Origin of the sequence: Oceanisphaera psychrotolerans, assembly GCF_001870485.1 — a bacterium.
GTDB lineage: Bacteria > Pseudomonadota > Gammaproteobacteria > Enterobacterales > Aeromonadaceae > Oceanimonas > Oceanimonas psychrotolerans.
Genome location: NZ_MDKE01000044.1, coordinates 143,208 through 158,529, shown reverse-complemented (window position 1 = coordinate 158,529; position 15,322 = coordinate 143,208). Strand labels below are relative to the sequence as shown.

Annotated in this window: 15 protein-coding genes and 1 pseudogene; 1 reads left to right on the top strand and 15 read right to left on the bottom strand. The window is 58.3% G+C overall.

Translation table 11 applies throughout. The features are described from left to right. Positions 1-35: 35 nt before the first annotated feature. The 8 genes from cpaB to BFR47_RS14030 form a co-directional block, all read right to left on the bottom strand. Positions 36-845, bottom strand: coding sequence for a Flp pilus assembly protein CpaB (gene cpaB, locus BFR47_RS14055; protein ID WP_071473642.1), 810 nt, complete (start codon positions 843-845; stop codon positions 36-38). Positions 846-895: 50 nt separating this feature from the next. Then, on the bottom strand, positions 896-2,131 hold the full coding sequence (locus BFR47_RS14050) for an AAA family ATPase (RefSeq protein ID WP_071473641.1): 1,236 nt from the start codon (positions 2,129-2,131) through the stop codon (positions 896-898). An 88-nt stretch (positions 2,132-2,219) separates the two neighbouring features. Next, positions 2,220-2,738: an A24 family peptidase gene (locus BFR47_RS14045; protein ID WP_071473640.1), complete on the bottom strand. Its 519-nt coding sequence runs from the start codon at positions 2,736-2,738 to the stop codon at positions 2,220-2,222. A gap of 62 nt (positions 2,739-2,800) precedes the next feature. Beyond that, positions 2,801-3,013 carry a pilus assembly protein gene (locus tag BFR47_RS17605; RefSeq protein WP_083399159.1) on the bottom strand — a complete coding sequence of 71 codons (213 nt, stop codon included), beginning with the start codon at positions 3,011-3,013 and terminating at the stop codon, positions 2,801-2,803. A 395-nt stretch (positions 3,014-3,408) separates the two neighbouring features. Further along, on the bottom strand, positions 3,409-3,609 hold the full coding sequence (locus BFR47_RS14040; protein ID WP_071473639.1) for a Flp family type IVb pilin: 201 nt from the start codon (positions 3,607-3,609) through the stop codon (positions 3,409-3,411). A gap of 93 nt (positions 3,610-3,702) precedes the next feature. Continuing rightward, a complete protein-coding gene (locus BFR47_RS18810; protein WP_245748941.1) occupies positions 3,703-3,888 on the bottom strand; it encodes a hypothetical protein in 186 nt (61 codons plus the stop codon). Between the two features lie 11 nt (positions 3,889-3,899). Next, positions 3,900-5,018, bottom strand: a complete 1,119-nt coding sequence (locus BFR47_RS14035; RefSeq protein WP_245748940.1) for a L,D-transpeptidase family protein — start codon at positions 5,016-5,018, stop codon at positions 3,900-3,902. 65 nt (positions 5,019-5,083) lie between these two features. Next, positions 5,084-5,428: a hypothetical protein gene (locus tag BFR47_RS14030; RefSeq protein ID WP_071473675.1), complete on the bottom strand. Its 345-nt coding sequence runs from the start codon at positions 5,426-5,428 to the stop codon at positions 5,084-5,086. A gap of 118 nt (positions 5,429-5,546) precedes the next feature. On the opposite strand from BFR47_RS14030, the gene asnS reads away from it, so the two are divergent. Then, the gene (asnS, locus tag BFR47_RS14025; protein ID WP_071473638.1) at positions 5,547-6,947 is read left to right on the top strand and encodes an asparagine--tRNA ligase; all 1,401 of its coding nucleotides are present in this window, start codon (positions 5,547-5,549) and stop codon (positions 6,945-6,947) included. A gap of 84 nt (positions 6,948-7,031) precedes the next feature. Here the strand turns inward: asnS and BFR47_RS14020 are convergent. The 7 genes and pseudogenes from BFR47_RS14020 to prpB all read right to left on the bottom strand — a co-directional run bounded on the left by BFR47_RS14020 (position 7,032) and on the right by prpB (position 15,139). Next, positions 7,032-8,323: pseudogene (locus tag BFR47_RS14020) on the bottom strand (NCS2 family permease). Between the two features lie 121 nt (positions 8,324-8,444). Continuing rightward, the gene (locus tag BFR47_RS14015; protein WP_071473637.1) at positions 8,445-9,743 is read right to left on the bottom strand and encodes a TRAP transporter large permease; all 1,299 of its coding nucleotides are present in this window, start codon (positions 9,741-9,743) and stop codon (positions 8,445-8,447) included. Positions 9,744-9,761: 18 nt separating this feature from the next. Then, positions 9,762-10,277: a TRAP transporter small permease gene (locus BFR47_RS14010; RefSeq protein WP_217645561.1), complete on the bottom strand. Its 516-nt coding sequence runs from the start codon at positions 10,275-10,277 to the stop codon at positions 9,762-9,764. A gap of 69 nt (positions 10,278-10,346) precedes the next feature. Continuing rightward, on the bottom strand, positions 10,347-11,354 hold the full coding sequence (gene dctP / locus BFR47_RS14005; protein WP_071473636.1) for a TRAP transporter substrate-binding protein DctP: 1,008 nt from the start codon (positions 11,352-11,354) through the stop codon (positions 10,347-10,349). A gap of 305 nt (positions 11,355-11,659) precedes the next feature. Continuing rightward, the gene (locus tag BFR47_RS14000) at positions 11,660-13,111 is read right to left on the bottom strand and encodes a bifunctional 2-methylcitrate dehydratase/aconitate hydratase (RefSeq protein WP_071473635.1); all 1,452 of its coding nucleotides are present in this window, start codon (positions 13,109-13,111) and stop codon (positions 11,660-11,662) included. Between the two features lie 11 nt (positions 13,112-13,122). Further along, the gene (gene prpC, locus BFR47_RS13995; protein WP_071473634.1) at positions 13,123-14,235 is read right to left on the bottom strand and encodes a bifunctional 2-methylcitrate synthase/citrate synthase; all 1,113 of its coding nucleotides are present in this window, start codon (positions 14,233-14,235) and stop codon (positions 13,123-13,125) included. Further along, a complete protein-coding gene (gene prpB / locus BFR47_RS13990; protein ID WP_071473633.1) occupies positions 14,228-15,139 on the bottom strand; it encodes a methylisocitrate lyase in 912 nt (303 codons plus the stop codon). The genes prpC and prpB overlap by 8 nt, the downstream gene beginning before the upstream one ends. Between the last annotated feature and the right edge of the window lie 183 nt (positions 15,140-15,322).

Genomic DNA, 15,322 nt, shown 5'->3' with positions numbered 1-15,322 from the left:
CCACCTCCGTGTGAAACCTTGTTTTTTTGTTATATTCAGCTTTTTACCGGTACCTGCTGCTGACTGGTGCCCTTGATCAGGTCCACCGACGACTGACGGGGGCGGGCTCTGGGCTGGGGCGCCGCCGGCTCGGCTGCCACCGGCGGGGCCGACGCCGGCGAGAGTGACGCCACTACATCGTCTTCCAGACCCAGCTCGTCGTTGGGGTTACGCAGTGCCAGCTGAATACGGCCATTGGAGCTGGCGTTAACCAGTTTTTCGGCTTGCTCCGGATCCACCTCCAGGGTGACGGCGCGAACCAGTTTGGGGCGGTTTTCATCGGTATGCTGGGTTTGATCCACCGCCAGCACCTTGAGATTCTTCAGCACGGTGCGGGTCATGTCACCTTCGGTAAACAGAATATCCACCCTGTTGCCCGGTAACAGAAAGCCTGCCACCCCGATGACGTCGTTTACCCTTACGGTTACCGCCCGCATGCCCGGTTCCAGCAATACAGAGAGAGTGCTGCCCTGCCCGATAGGCGTGAGCCGCTCTTTGCGCAACACATCCCCTTTATAGAGGTTGTTTTTAGTCACCATGCCCTGAGTTTCTTCAAGCGTGCTAATGGCACCGGGAGGCACCAGGCGGGAGTCTATTTGCTTGAACTGGATATGTATGGGATCGAGCTGAACACCGGGGGCCAAATCCACTGCCGCCACCACGACCTGGGTCAACTCGCTACCTGCCTGTTCGGCCTGCCGGGCGCTGGCGGCACTTTGTTGTTCGAGCCAGTTATTTGCCATCCAGGCGGCACCCAGACCGAAGATCACCGACAAAAATAAAAGCATCAAGGTTCGAATTTTCATAACCCCATCCTTAGGTTTGTTATGGCTGTATTAACGTATAAAAAGTATAGTCAGTGTACGCAATACATGCTCCAGGCTTTTTTCAAAACAGTTTCATTAAGCGGCTCGCCGGCCTGGCCATTAAAGTGCATGATATCCCGGGCAATACCCAGAATATCGCGCGGATAACAGGCAATAAGCGGCTTGGCGCTATTTTCATGCAATTCATTCACCATGAAATGAAACAGCTGGTCGCTGGCTATCAGCTGATATTTATCCAGATTCATCATCCATATCTTTTTATACAAGTCTTCAGACATGGACCGTAATTCAATCTTGTAACCCAGACGGCGCAAAAAGGCTTCATCGGCAATGGTTGCGGGATCCAGGTTGGTGGAAAACACCAGGATCTGCTCGAATGGAATATCGAAGTGCAGGCCGTTAGGCAGCGACAAGAAGTCCTTTCGTTCTTCCATGGGCACTATCCAGCGATTGAACAACTCATCGGCAGAAAAACTCTGTCGACCCAGATCATCGATAAGAAAAACACCGTTATTGGCCTTCATCTGCAGAGGCGCGCTGTACTGACGGGATTGCCGATCGAAATGCACTTCCAGCATATTCAGTTTCAGCTCACCCCCCACCATGACCAGTGGCCGCTGGCAGGGAACGTAACGATTGTCCATATCTTCATCCTGCGATTCGGCCCGCCAGTGATAGAGCGGATCGAATACCGGAATGATGGTGTTCTGCACCGCGATGGCATGAGGGACATAAATCATTTCATCGAATATTTTATTGAAGCGATGGCACAGGAAGCTCTTGCCGGTACCCGCATGACCGTAGATCAATAGCGGCCGCCGGGAGTTCAGTGCCGGTCCCAGGGTATTAACCAGGTCAGGGCTGACGACCATGTCGCTCAGCGCCAGCTCCAGGCGATCGCGGCGAATGCTTCGCGCCCCCAGCGCCTGGCTCAGCACCAGCTGGTTGTAGGCTTCCAGCGGAATCGGCGCCGGGCCGATATAGCCGTCTCGCGCACTCAGCTCCTGTGCCTCGTACTGGCCCTTGGCAGTTAGCGCATGGCGAATGACATCGCCGGAACGACCCGAGGCGCGTACCTCCACCAGTTGCAGGGTTTTCAGCTCCTGCAGCAAGGGTTCTACCACACTGCCACGCAGACAGAGCCGAGCGCTCAAGGAGGGTAGCGATAGGGTGCCTTCTTCCTGTAAGTGACGCAGGGTCAGCCGCAGCAGCAGTTCGCGGGAAAGACCGGTTTCTTCCGGCGTTTTCGGTTTGGGCAGGTACATCCGTGTTACCTCCTTAAGCTCATCCGTACATCTATTTATTGCAGGACGACTTCAATCAACCGCCTGGCTTTGAGCGCCATACGCCGCCTCATTGCACCAGGGTATAAATCTCGAAGTGATTCAAGGCCATGGCCAAGATGGCGCCCAGCGCCAGCGCCGGGCCGTAAGGCACCTTAAGCCCGGCCAGTTCTCCCTCCACCGGCGCCAGATACTTTTTGGTGCCCAGAATATAACCATAGCGCATAAAGCTTTGTTTGAAGCCGGACCAGCCGACTTTATAGAAGGCAAACACCAGCACCAACGGCAGGCCGATCACCAAGCCGTAGAGCAAGGATTCCAGAAACAGTTTCCAGCCGAGGAAGGCGCCGATGCACAGCCCCAGTTTGACGTCACCGCCCGCCAGTAAACGGAAGAAAAACAACGGGAACAGCAGGATAAAGGCATAAACCAGACCGGTCAGACCGAAAGCTAGCCCATCACCAATAAAACCATGATAAATCAATGCTAAGGGAATAAAAGGAAGGGTCAGCCAGTTGGGAATTTTATGGGTAGTAAGATCCAGCCAGGATGCGGCCAGCAACAAAGTAAACAATGGTAGCTGTTCCATAGCATCACCATAGCTTTAAGTATAATGATAGGGCAGCAAGCTGCCCTTTGGAGTATAAATTATTAGCAATTACCGGTAGTAGTATTAGCCATACTTGCTTGGGCTCCATCTAAAACGCCACATAAACCGGTGATAGTTTCACCTACATTGTTTCCTAGCCGAGTAAAGGAAACCACTACAGCTGCAGCCACCAAGGCACCAGCAACAGCATATTCCACCGTGGTCAGACCATCTTCATCGTTCAGCAGGCGAAGCAGTTCTAATGTAACATTCATAAAATACCCTCGTTCCATCTTGAATATTTTCAGCCAGAGACTTTCGATATCATTAATAATTCATTAATATCTTAATCTCCATGTCGGGAAAGCTCCCGGACCTACAACCATCGTGGCTGCTTTATGTTCATATACCCGGCTACCTCCTTGTTCACCTGTTTATATGGTTACTCTTATCCGGGACATTCCCGACGCAAACTCTTCGTACCACACCATTAGGTATAAACAACGACCCAAGTTTATTCAAAGAGAAACTCCATTTTTATCTTCATAACTTTTCGACAGATAAACGATTATACAGTGTAGAACCATTCTAATTTATGTCATGAAATAAATAACTTTCAAAAAAGGCCGGTGTATACCGGCCTTTTTATCCCCGAGTTCACAGCGCCTCTTTAACAGTCAGTACCGTCATTTTTCACCACTTTACACATGGCATTGATACTGGCTCCCACCCCATCACCCAAGGTAGCAAAGGCCCCCACCAATGAGGCAGCGACCAGAGCCCCCGCCACCGCATATTCCACCGTTGTCAGCCCCTTTTCATCGTGCCAGAGTCGTGTCAGTTCATTGAATATTTTTTCTCTGAAAATCATCGCCACTTCTCCCGGTTAATTTATTTCCATTCAGCAACTTATTTTCATTAAACAGCGGTCAAAGTATAGCCAACAGCCAAGGTCTCATATGGCTTATATTGTCTCGTTTTTTCGATAGATATCCTTGGCAAATACCAACTGTCCCTGCTCTACCCAGGAGGTGAAATACACCAGAAACACCGGTATCGGCTGGCGGGCCGGCAAAATACGGGTCTGTTGATATTCCGGCAAAGACCAGCCCAGGTTCAGGGCCAGTTGGGCCGGTTCTGCCAGGCGCACGCAGCCATGGCTCAGGCGCGCTCCGCCTCGCCAAACAGCCGCTTGTCCGGGGTGTCGTGCAGATAAATGTCGAAAGGGTTGTTCATCTCGAATTTGAAGCGTCCCAATGCATTGCCGGGTCCGGGAGCCTGTACCAACCGCAACCCGGCCGGGGGTTGCTGCCAGTCGATGGTAGCCGGGTCTTGTCGGTCCGCCGCCCCCGGTAACCAGACGCCGAAGCCGTTACGGCCCAGAAAACCGCGGTCGCGACGCTGGGCCGGCAACAGGTCTTCGCGGATGATGTTGGCGGTGGGAGTCCAGTCCGGATTGACCTTGAGTGCCTTGATATGGGTACCCAGCTCCGGGGTAGGCCAGTCGGGCCGCCCGACGATCACCTTCATGTTCATCGCCGGGCCGGTGGAGTTGAACAATGTCAACCGGTAAGCGGGAATATTCACCAGCAGATACTGCTCAGGCGCGGTCGGCGGCAACAGCAGCCAGCGACGCAGGTTATGGCGCAACTCGGCACGCAGCTCGGCCGGCGAGCGGCTCACAATGGCACGGGTCTCTGCCGTGAGTCGTCCATTAGGGGGCAGCCCATGCGCCCGTTGCAGGCCTTTGAGGATGTCACTCAGGCTGCGATCCAGCGCGTCGGCCCGCCCCCGGGGCGTTGCCAGTGCATAACCCAGCTCGGCCAACCGTCGGCGCAAGGCGGGAATGGCCCGATCCCGTTCACCGGGTCGCACCTCTCCACCGGGGGGCAAGATAGTGATGGCGCTGTCGGGATTCAGCGCATGATAATGCTGCTTGAGCTGAAGATAGGCGGGGTAATTTGGCTGTTGACGGTGCAGATAGGCATTCAGCTCGCCGCGGGCCAGCGCCTCGTTGAAGCCGGCTTCCGTCTGCTCGGGGGAAAGAGAAAACTGGGCAAAACGGGCCCGTTGCTTTAATACCTGCCGCCATTCCCGGCTGAACCAGGCGTCCCGTTCAGCGGTTGACAGTGCCGCCAACCCTCCTGGTTCGGGTAACAGCAAGTCTTCCAGTTGTTGTCCGGCCTCGTTCAGCTCGCCCGCGCCGTTATGCCATAACAGCGGCTCGGCAGCCCGTAACGGCGACACCAGAACCAGTAACATGACCATTAAACGCAACATCAGCTCCCCTCCCTGGATGGTGACGGGGCTAAGTATGGGTCATAAATAACCGGTCTGCCCGGTGTTTACCGCGGGTATGAATAAAACAACAGCAGGGTAAAGAGGAGCGCCGCCGCCAGCAGCACCAGATACACCTTGAGATACTGCAGATGACGGCGCCCCCTGAAGTGCACCAGGGTAAAGGTGGTTACCGCCAGCCCCAGCGCGCCCCAAATACCCACATGAAACCAATAGGCCGGCAGCGTCAGCCACTCGGTTCTTACCGGAATGCCCAGATAACGCAGATAACCAAAATCCGGTTCCGGCCGGCCGTAATGAAACAGCACCAGCAGCAGAATATACAGCGCCCAGCCGCCCAGGGTCATCGCTGCCAGTAACTTGCCCACCCCGTCAACGCCTCGTGGTGCCATGGCTACCTCCGGGTTCATCTTTTGCTTGAGTCCTGAGACTACAAGGGTAACATTAGCTCCCTTATCTATAGTCTATCGGCCTGGCGCCGATTTAGTTGAAGCTGGAGAGCGATTTTACATGACCCACGCATCCGTTACTGATGTGCTGGCGGGCGAATATCCTGTTGGCACCACCCTGACCGTTAAAGGGTGGATTCGTACTCGCCGTGATTCCAAGGCGGGTATTTCGTTTTTGGCAATTCACGATGGCAGCTGCTTCAATCCCGTGCAGGCCGTGGTACCCAATAGCGTTGAGAATTATCAGGCTGAAGTAGTGCGTCTGACCACCGGCTGTTCGGTTGAAGTCACCGGCACCGTGGCCGCCTCTCAGGGCCAGGGCCAGGACTTTGAGCTGCAGGCCAACGACGTCAAGGTAGTTGGCTGGGTTGAAGATCCGGACAGCTACCCCATGGCCGCCAAACGCCATTCCATTGAATACCTGCGTGAATACGCACACCTGCGCCCGCGCACCAACATGATGGGTGCCGTTACCCGGGTACGCAACTGCCTGGCTCAGGCTATTCACCGCTTCTTTCACGAGCGCGGCTATGCCTGGGTAGCCACGCCCATCATTACCGCCTCCGACTGCGAAGGTGCCGGCGAAATGTTCCGGGTTTCTACCCTGGATCTGCAGAACCTGCCCCGCACCGACAAGGGCGATATCGACTTCGGCGAAGATTTCTTCGGTAAAGAAGCCTTCCTGACCGTTTCCGGTCAGCTGAACGGCGAAACCTACGCCTGCGCCATGAGCAAGATTTATACCTTCGGCCCGACCTTCCGCGCCGAAAACTCCAACACCAGCCGCCACCTGGCCGAGTTCTGGATGGTAGAGCCCGAGCTGGCCTTTGCCGACCTGAACGATATCGCCAGCCTGGCAGAAGACATGCTGAAGTATGTGTTCAACGCCGTGCTGACCGAGCGCATGGATGACATGGACTTCTTCGCCCAGCGTATCGACAAGGACGCCATCACCCGGCTGCAGAACTTTGTGGAGCAGGACTTCGCCCAGGTGGACTACACCGATGCGGTCGAGATCCTGCAAAACTGCGGCAAGCAGTTCGAGTTCCCGGTGGCCTGGGGTATCGACCTGTCTTCCGAGCACGAGCGCTACCTGGCAGAAGAGCACTTCAAGGCACCGGTAGTGGTCAAGAACTACCCCAAGGACATCAAGTCCTTCTACATGAAGCTGAACCCGGACGGCAAGACCGTGGCCGCCATGGACGTACTGGCTCCGGGCATCGGCGAGATCATCGGCGGCTCCCAGCGGGAAGAACTGCTGGATGTGCTGGACCAGCGGATGGAAGAAATGGGCCTGAACAAGGAAGACTACGGCTGGTACCGGGATCTGCGCCGCTACGGCACCGTGCCTCACTCCGGTTTTGGTCTGGGCTTCGAGCGTCTGGTGGCCTACGTCACCGGCATGGGTAACGTACGGGACGTCATCCCCTTCCCCCGCACCCCGCGCAACGCCGATTTCTGATTTTCAGGCATCAACATACGCACAGCAAAAAGCCCCGACGTTCGGGGCTTTTTTGTGTATACATACCGTCATGCCGGCAAGAAGTTAAATCCCGAAGGCAAACTTCAGTGCAAACAGGGCCGCCAGCGCCCAGACGATGGGGCTGACTTCGCTCGCCCGGCCGGCCAGCAACTTGACCGCCACGAAGCTGATGAAGCCGAAGGCAATGCCGTGGGCGATGGAAAAGGTAAATGGCATCATCACCAGCACCACCACGGCGGGTACCGCCTCGGTAATGTCATCCCAGTGCAGGTGGCTGAGTTGCCCCATCATCAGCACCGCCACATACACCAGGGCGCCGGCCGTCGCGTACGCCGGTACCATTCCCGCCAGCGGCGAAAACAGCAAGGCGGCAATAAACATCAGACCGGTGACCACGGCGGTCAGGCCACTGCGTCCGCCCACGGCCACACCGGCGGCACTCTCCACATAAGAGGTAGTGGTCGATGTCCCCAGCACGGAGCCAGCAATGGAAGCGCTACTGTCTGCCAGCAGGGCCCGACCCAGGCGCGGCAGGCGGCCTTTTTCATCCAGCAGCTTGGCGCGCTGGGCCACGGCGATCAGGGTGCCGGAAGTGTCGAACAGGTCGACAAACAGAAAGGCGAAAATCACCGACAGCATGCCGATATTGAAGGCGCCGGCAATGTCCAGCTGCATAAAGGTCGGCATGATGGACGGCGGGGCAGAGACGATGCCTGATACTGAATATCACCGAAGGCCACGCCCAGGCCGGTCACGATGAGAATACCGATCATCACGGCACCACGCATGCCACGGGCCGCCATGCCGATGATCAGAAAGAAACCCAGCATCGCCAGCCCGACCTGCAGGCTGGTGACATCGCCCAGTCCGACCAGGGTCGCCGGGTTATCGACAATGATACCGGCATTCTTGAGGCCAATCAGCGCCAGAAACAGGCCGATACCGGCGGCGATACCGAGCTTCAGCGAGCCGGGAATGGAGTTGATGATCCACTCACGCACCTTGAACAGGCTCAGCAGCACGAAGATACAACCGGAGAAAAACACCGCACCCAGGGCGCTTTGCCAGCTGTAGCCTTCGGTCAGTACCACCGTATAGGTGAAAAAGGCATTCAGGCCCATGCCCGGCGCCAGGGCGATGGGATAGTTGGCCGCCAGCCCCATGATGAAACAGCCGATGGCCGCCGCCAGACAGGTCGCAACGAATACGGCACCATAATCCATGCCGGCTTCGGACAGGATGGCCGGGTTGACGAAGATGATATAAGCCATGGTCAGAAAGGTGGTAATGCCCGCCACCACTTCCTGGCGCACATTGGTGCCCAACTCTTTGAGGTGAAAATATTTGTCTAGCATAGGGGGGTCTACTGTATTGATAAAAGTGCCTGAAATTATCGACTCAAAAGGCCCCGTTGGCAATCACGACAGGGGCGCCTTGCGGGCGCCCCTGATATTGCGTATTGGCCGTTGTTCCGGTTCAGACGAAGCCGAGCAGCCGCGGCAGGAACAGCGACACTTCCGGCACAAAGGTCGTGATCAGCATCACCGGCAGGCCGACAAACGCCATCAGCGCGAGCGCAGGCTTGACGGCTTTATGAATCGAGACCTTGCCGATGCGGCACGCCATGTAGAGGATCGGTGCCACCGGCGGGCTGTTTGCCCCAATCACCACCGAGCAGGCCACGATGGAAGCGAAGTGGACCGGATGGATGCCGGTATCAACCATCAATGGCAGGAACAGCGGTGCCACCACCACCGTGACCGAGACATCGTCCATGATCATGCCGGCGAGGATCAGAAACAGATTCACGGCAATCAGGATCAGCAGGGGGTTCTCGATCAGGGTGCTGACCAGCTTGGTCAGATCCTGAGGAATCCGCTCCGAGGCCAGGATACGACCAATCATGAAGCTGAACAGCAGGATCAGGATCACGGTGCCGGTCGTTTCCGCCGCCGCCACCACACTCCGAGCGAAGCTCCTGAAGTTCAGATCGCGGTAGATAAAGAAACCGATCAGCATCGCCGAGAAGGCCGCTACCGCCGCCGCTTCGGTCGGTGTGAACACCCCGCCGTAAATGCCGCCAAGAATGATGATCGGCATCGACAGGGCCGGAAACGCCTTGATCGCCGCCCTGCCCTTGCCCGGCAGTTGCCCGAGGCCATCGCCGGCCGCACTGCTCAGCTCATTAAAGAAGCGCCCGACGCCGAAACGGTTGGCGGCGATCAATCCCAGAATCAGCAGGATGGCCGGCCCCACCGACGCGGCAAAACAGGCGGCGACCGACTGCCGCGTGACGACCGCGAACAAAATCATGGTAATCGACGGCGGGATCAGGATACCGAGCAGCGACGAGATACCGAGCAGTGCCGATGAATAGCTGCGCGGGTAACCGCGTTTCTCCAGCGGCTCTATCATGATGGTGCCGATCGAGGCGACGGCGGCGGTGGCCGTCCCGGCGATGGCGCCGAAGATGCCCGAAGCCATGATCATCGACGCCCCCATACCGCCACGGCGCTTGCCGATCATCACCTCGATGAAGTCGACCAGTCGGCGGGCAATGCCGCCGCTTTGCATCAGGTAGCCGGTCAGCACGAACAGGGGCAGCGCAATCAGGATCACCGAGTCCACCGAGCGGTAGCCCTGCAGCATCAGCGTATTCAGGTTGGCGTCATAAATGTACACCATGTAGGCCAGCACGCCGGCAAACGACCAGGCCACCGGTACGCCGATAATCATCAGCAGCATCAGCAGCCCGATAGCAATAAAACCTTCCATGTCAGTGTTCCTCTTCCTTCAACTGGCGGGCGCCGGGCGCCAAATGCAGAATGCCGGTGACGGCACAGAGCAAGTCACGCAACGAATAACAGCTGCAGCCCACGGCCGCCAGCATGATCGAGCCTGCGGCAACCAGAGCGGTATGCCCATGCCGGGCGTCGACTGCGGACGTTTCAGTCCCCACGCCAGCATGCGATAGGCCAGCACCACAAAGAACAGACAAATCACGAAGGTGATCAGCGACACCAGCGCCTTGTGCATCAGCTTGAGCCGATGATCCGATATCTGCAGTTCGACGAAATCCACGACGAGGTGCTCGTTGTGACGGCTGGCGATCAGTGCGCCGAGCATGTAGAGCCACATGCCGAACAGCATGATCAGCTCCAGCAGCCCGACGATGGACCAGCCGAACACATAGCGCGCCAGCACCAGAAACAGCATCAACCCGACCACCAGCATGCTGGACATGAAGGCGGCCGCTTCCAGCAACCACCCGATACGGCGATCCAGCGCGTAAAACACTCTGCCGATCATCTTTTTAAGCCTCTGAGCAGACCGGCCCGCAATGCGGGCCGGTCATATTGAAACGGTGTGCCTATCCGGTTAGAGCGGAGAGGCGTTACTGCGAATGGTGTCCATGATCTCGGAACCGATCTCCTTGTCCATCATCGGCCAGACCTGTTCGCGGGCGGCCTTGGCAAATTCGCCAAGCTGCTCGGCGCTGGGCTCGAAATACTGCATGCCGGCTTCCTGAGCCTTGTTGATGTAGAACTCATCCTGCTCCCTGGCGGCCTTGAACTGCTCGTTCATGATCTCGATGGCCGATTCGCTGACCACCTTCTGCTGCTCTTCGGTCATGCTTTCCCAGACATCCTGGTTCATCGACAGCACGCCGGTCATGAAAAAGTGTTTGGTCTGCACGAAGTAGTCGAGGGAGTCACGGAAGTACTCGTAATCCCAGTAGATCACGTTGCCGGCCTCACCATCGACAACGCCGGTCTGCAGCGCGGTGTAGACTTCGCCCCAATCGATGGCAGCGGTCTGGTAGCCCAGCGCCTGCATGGTCTGGGGGGCCGGAAACACGGTCATGGTACGCACCTTGAGGCCGTCCGCGTCGGCGATATTCAGCGCATACTTGCCCCGGGATCCCACGCCGTTGAACCCTTCCGGCCAGGGGCCGAAGAATTTCAGGCCGATATCCTGGTAAATGCCGCCCAGCATGTTGTTGACCCAGCCACCCGGGCTGTAAGCCTCGAGTGCTTCATCCCAGGACAGCGTCATGTAGGGGGTATAGATCACGCCAATTCGCTTGTCGTAGGACGTCATCGGCCAGTTCAGCATCACGTCCACGTCGCCGGCCACATGCAGGTCGAATACTTCCTGCTGACCGCCCAGTTCATTCTGATAATAGACGCGGGCTTCGATATCGCCGCCGGATTTCTGTTCGATCAGCTCACCCCATTTTTTCAGCGCCTCGCCGGCCGGCGAACCCTGGGTGCCGGAGTCGGTTGCCAGTTTCAGGGTGAGTGCCTGGGCGCTGGCACTGAACAGACAGGCGGCGGTGATGGCGGAAGCCAGCAGGGTTTTAACATTGCGTCCGATGGTTTTCACTTGGTTACCTTCCCTTGGTTATGCTGCGTGAGGCGAATGCGCCCGATGGCGAGCGCACGCAGTGAACAAATCCTTTTGCAGTTCGCAAGTGGTACGGGGCACGGGAAAGCAGGAAGTCTTTTCCGCAAACCGTCCGTCTTCGACTGCGGAGCTATACCCATGCTACAGATGTGTGAATATGTCGTCGTCTCAATAACGACATAAAACCGGGAAAATGAGGTTCATTTGCGTCATGACTTAAATAACTTGTCTGATTGCGACAGAGAGCAGCAGCCCGCTTGCGGATCTGTCCGGTCAACATTTATTCAGTTGATCACGAACAGCGCCATGAACTCGTTGACCGGTGTAACTTCAAGTCGCTGCCGATCCAGGCACAGCGCCAGAATGTGCCGGCAGCGCGCCGGCGGGAAGCGGGTTTGCAGGTTGCGCATGAACTTACGCTCCAGCACCGGTATCGCCTCGGCCCGGCGGCGGCGATGGCCGATGGGGTATTCCACTTTCACCTTCTCGGTGCTGGTGCCGTCCTTGAAGAAAATCTGGATGGCGTTGGCGATGGAGCGCTTGTCGGCTGCCAGATATTCGGCGCTGTAGCGCGAGTCTTCCACTATCTCCATCTTGCGGCGCAGAGCATCGATACGGGGCTCGGCCCGGTGAAAGTCGTCTTCATAGTGTTCCGCCACCAGGTCGCCGACCAGCAGCGGCACCGCCACCATGTATTGCAGACAGTGATCCCGATCCGCCGGGTTGGCCAGCTCTCCCTCCTTGGAGATGATGCGGATGGCGGACTCATGGGTGCTGATTTGAATACGGTCGATGTCGTCGAGCCGGTCTTTCACCTGCGGGTGCAGCAGCACCGCGCACTCCACCGCCGTCTGGGCATGAAACTCGGCGGGAAAGCTGAGCTTGAACAGCACATTTTCCATCACGTAGCTGCCAAAGGGTTGCTTGACCCGAAAGGGTTGACCCTTGAACTGCACATCATAAAAGCCCCATTTGGGGGCCGAGAGTACCGACGGCAGTCCCATTTCGCCCTTCATGGTGATCAGTGCCAGCCGCACGGCGCGGGCGGTGGCGTCACCCGCCGCCCAGGACTTGCGAGAGCCGGCATTGGGCGCATGACGGTAGGTACGCAGGGCACAACCATCGACCCAGGCCTGGGACAGGGCGTCAACAATCTGCTCGCGGCTGCCACCCAGCAGATGGGTGATGACCGCCGTCGAGGCTACCCGCACCAGCAGCACGTGATCCAGCCCTACCCGGTTGAAGCTGTTTTCCAGCGCCAGCACACCCTGGATTTCGTGAGCCTTGATCATGGCCGTGAGCACATCTCTCATGGTGAGCGGCGGCTTGCCCTCGGCCACCGCCACCCGGCTCAGGTAATCGGCGGTGGCGAGAATGCCGCCCAGGTTGTCGGACGGGTGGCCCCACTCGGCGGCCAGCCAGGTATCGTTGAAGTCCAGCCAGCGGATGAGGCAGCCGATGTTGAAGGCGGCGGTGACCGGATCCAGCTCGTGAGAAGTACCGGGCACCCGGGCGCCATGTTGCACCGTGGTGCCCGGCACCAAAGGCCCCAGATGTTTGGTGCATTCGGGAAAACGCAGCGCCAGCAGGCCGCAACCGAGGGTATCGGCCAGGCAATGGCGGGCGGTGTTGTAGGCTTCATCCGAGGTGATCCCGGTATTTACCACGTAGTCGGCGATGGTGACCAGCAGCTGATCGGGATCGGGTCTCTCGTTCGGCTCAACATTGATGCTCATGGTGTGCTCCTTTACCGCTTCTCTATCGGTACCCATGGCTGGGGGGCCGGGCCCACATAATCGGCGTTGGGGCGAATGATGCGGTTGTGGGCGCGCTGCTCCATGATGTGTGCGGTCCAACCGGTGACCCGGCTGAGCACGAAGATCGGCGTGAACAGTTTGGTCGGAATGCCCATGAAGTGATAGGCGCTGGCGTGATAGAAGTCGGCATTGGCGAACAGCTTCTTTTCCCGCCACATCACCGCTTCTACCCGTTCGGAGATCGGATACAGCACCCTGTCGCCCGCCGCTTCGCTCAGCTTCCTGGCCCAGGGTTTGATCAGCGCATTGCGCGGATCCTTCACCGTATAGACCGCATGACCGAAGCCCATGACCTTCTCCTTGCGTGCGAGCATGCCCAGCAGGGCAGCTTCGGCCTCGTCCGGGCTGCTCCACTGCTCGATCATCGCCATCGCCGCCTCGTTGGCCCCGCCGTGCAGCGGGCCGCGCAGGGTACCGATGGCCGCCGTCACCGCCGAATGCAAATCGGTCAGGGTGGAGGCACAGACCCTGCCGGCGAAGGTGGAGGCATTGAATTCGTGCTCCGCATAGAGCACCAGCGAGCAGTTCATGACCTTCACATCCAGTTCGGGCGGGGTTTCGCCGCGCAGCATATGCAGAAAGTGGCCGCCGAGACTGTCGTCATCCAGGGCGGTGTCGATGCGCACGCCATCGTGGGCATAGCGATACCAGTAGCAGATGATGGCGGGCAGCAGCGACAGCAACCGCTCTGCCGCTTCCTGCTGTTCGCCGAACCGCTGCTCGGTTTCCAGGTTGCCAAGCAGGGAGCAGCCGGTGCGCAACACGTCCATGGGGTGGGCCGAGGCCGGTATCAGTTCCAGCACGGTGCGCAGCGCCGCCGGCAGGCCGCGATTGGCTCGCAGCCGGGCCTTGAAGGCGCTCAGCTCGCCCTTGTTGGGCAGATAGCCCTTCAGCAGCAGAAAGGCCACCTCTTCAAACCGGGCATGAGCGGCCAGATCGGCAATGTCAAAGCCGCGATAGGTCAGGCCGGAACCGGTCTTGCCCACGGTGCAGAGGGCAGTCTGGCCGGCGATCTGGCCGCGCAATCCTTCGGCGTTAGTCATGCTTGCCTCCTTGTTGATTATCGGCCGGGGGCCTGGGCTGAGCAGCATGCTCGAACAGGGCATCCAGTCTGGCCTCGTACTCATAATAGCCGAGGGTCTGATAGAGCTGCTCCCGGGTCTGCATCTGCTCCAGCAGGTCACGCTGGTGACCCTGGCTCAGGATCTGGCGATAAACGATCTCCGCCGCCCGGCTCATGGCCCTGAAGGCCGACAGCGGGTAGAGCACCATGGCCACCCCGGCCTCGGCCAGCTCGTTCTGACTGAACAGCGGGGTCTTGCCGAATTCGGTGATGTTGGCCAGTACCGGCACCGGTATGGCCTCGCAGAAGCGGCGGTATTGCTCCAGGCTTTCCATCGCCTCGGGGAAGATAAAATCGGCACCGGCGGCCACGCAGGCCTGGGCACGTTCGACGGCACTGTTCATGCCCTCCACCGCCAGCGCATCGGTGCGCGCCATGATGGCGAAGCGAGGGTCGGTGCGGGCATCCACCGCCGCCTTGACCCGATCCACCATTTCATCGTGTGAGACGATGGCCTTGTTGGGTCGGTGGCCGCACCGTTTCTGGGCTACCTGATCTTCGATGTGGATGGCCGCCACGCCGGCCCGTTCCATCTCGCGCACGGCGCGGGCGATGTTGAAGGCCCCACCGAAACCGGTATCCACGTCCACCAGCAGCGGCAATTCGCAGGCCCCGGTGAGGCGACGGGCGTCTTCCAGTACGTCATTCAGGCTGGTGATGCCCAGATCCGGCAGCCCGAAGGAACTATTGGCCACCCCGGCGCCGGACAGATACAGCGCCCGGTGTCCGGCTTGCTCTGCCTGCATGGCGCTGTAGGCGTTGACGGCGCCGACGATGGCCAGCGGCCGCGCTTCCTGCAGGGCATCGAATAGACTGTGTTTCATGGCTGTTTCTCCTGTCGTTAGGCAAGAAGTGAGGCCGGAGCCGATCCTGATGACAGTCAGAGAACCGATGCTCATCGAGCCGCCGGATCAGGTCATTGGCGAGAGGTGTGCCTTCATCGAGTACAGCCATGATTTGTAGACACTTTATGTGCACACTCCTAAAAATAGCAGCTGAAGCACGCA

Bases quoted from the DNA above. Each gene is read 5' to 3' on its own strand.
- cpaB (WP_071473642.1), bottom strand. From the start codon at position 845: ATGAAAATTCGAACCTTGATGCTTTTATTTTTGTCGGTGATCTTCGGT.
- BFR47_RS14050 (WP_071473641.1), bottom strand. From the start codon at position 2,131: ATGTACCTGCCCAAACCGAAAACGCCGGAAGAAACCGGTCTTTCCCGC.
- BFR47_RS14045 (WP_071473640.1), bottom strand. From the start codon at position 2,738: ATGGAACAGCTACCATTGTTTACTTTGTTGCTGGCCGCATCCTGGCTG.
- BFR47_RS17605 (WP_083399159.1), bottom strand. From the start codon at position 3,013: ATGAATGTTACATTAGAACTGCTTCGCCTGCTGAACGATGAAGATGGT.
- BFR47_RS14040 (WP_071473639.1), bottom strand. From the start codon at position 3,609: ATGATTTTCAGAGAAAAAATATTCAATGAACTGACACGACTCTGGCAC.
- BFR47_RS14035 (WP_245748940.1), bottom strand. From the start codon at position 5,018: ATGTTGCGTTTAATGGTCATGTTACTGGTTCTGGTGTCGCCGTTACGG.
- BFR47_RS14030 (WP_071473675.1), bottom strand. From the start codon at position 5,428: ATGGCACCACGAGGCGTTGACGGGGTGGGCAAGTTACTGGCAGCGATG.
- asnS (WP_071473638.1), top strand. From the start codon at position 5,547: ATGACCCACGCATCCGTTACTGATGTGCTGGCGGGCGAATATCCTGTT.
- BFR47_RS14015 (WP_071473637.1), bottom strand. From the start codon at position 9,743: ATGGAAGGTTTTATTGCTATCGGGCTGCTGATGCTGCTGATGATTATC.
- BFR47_RS14010 (WP_217645561.1), bottom strand. From the start codon at position 10,277: ATGATCGGCAGAGTGTTTTACGCGCTGGATCGCCGTATCGGGTGGTTG.
- BFR47_RS14000 (WP_071473635.1), bottom strand. From the start codon at position 13,111: ATGAGCATCAATGTTGAGCCGAACGAGAGACCCGATCCCGATCAGCTG.
- prpC (WP_071473634.1), bottom strand. From the start codon at position 14,235: ATGACTAACGCCGAAGGATTGCGCGGCCAGATCGCCGGCCAGACTGCC.
- prpB (WP_071473633.1), bottom strand. From the start codon at position 15,139: ATGAAACACAGTCTATTCGATGCCCTGCAGGAAGCGCGGCCGCTGGCC.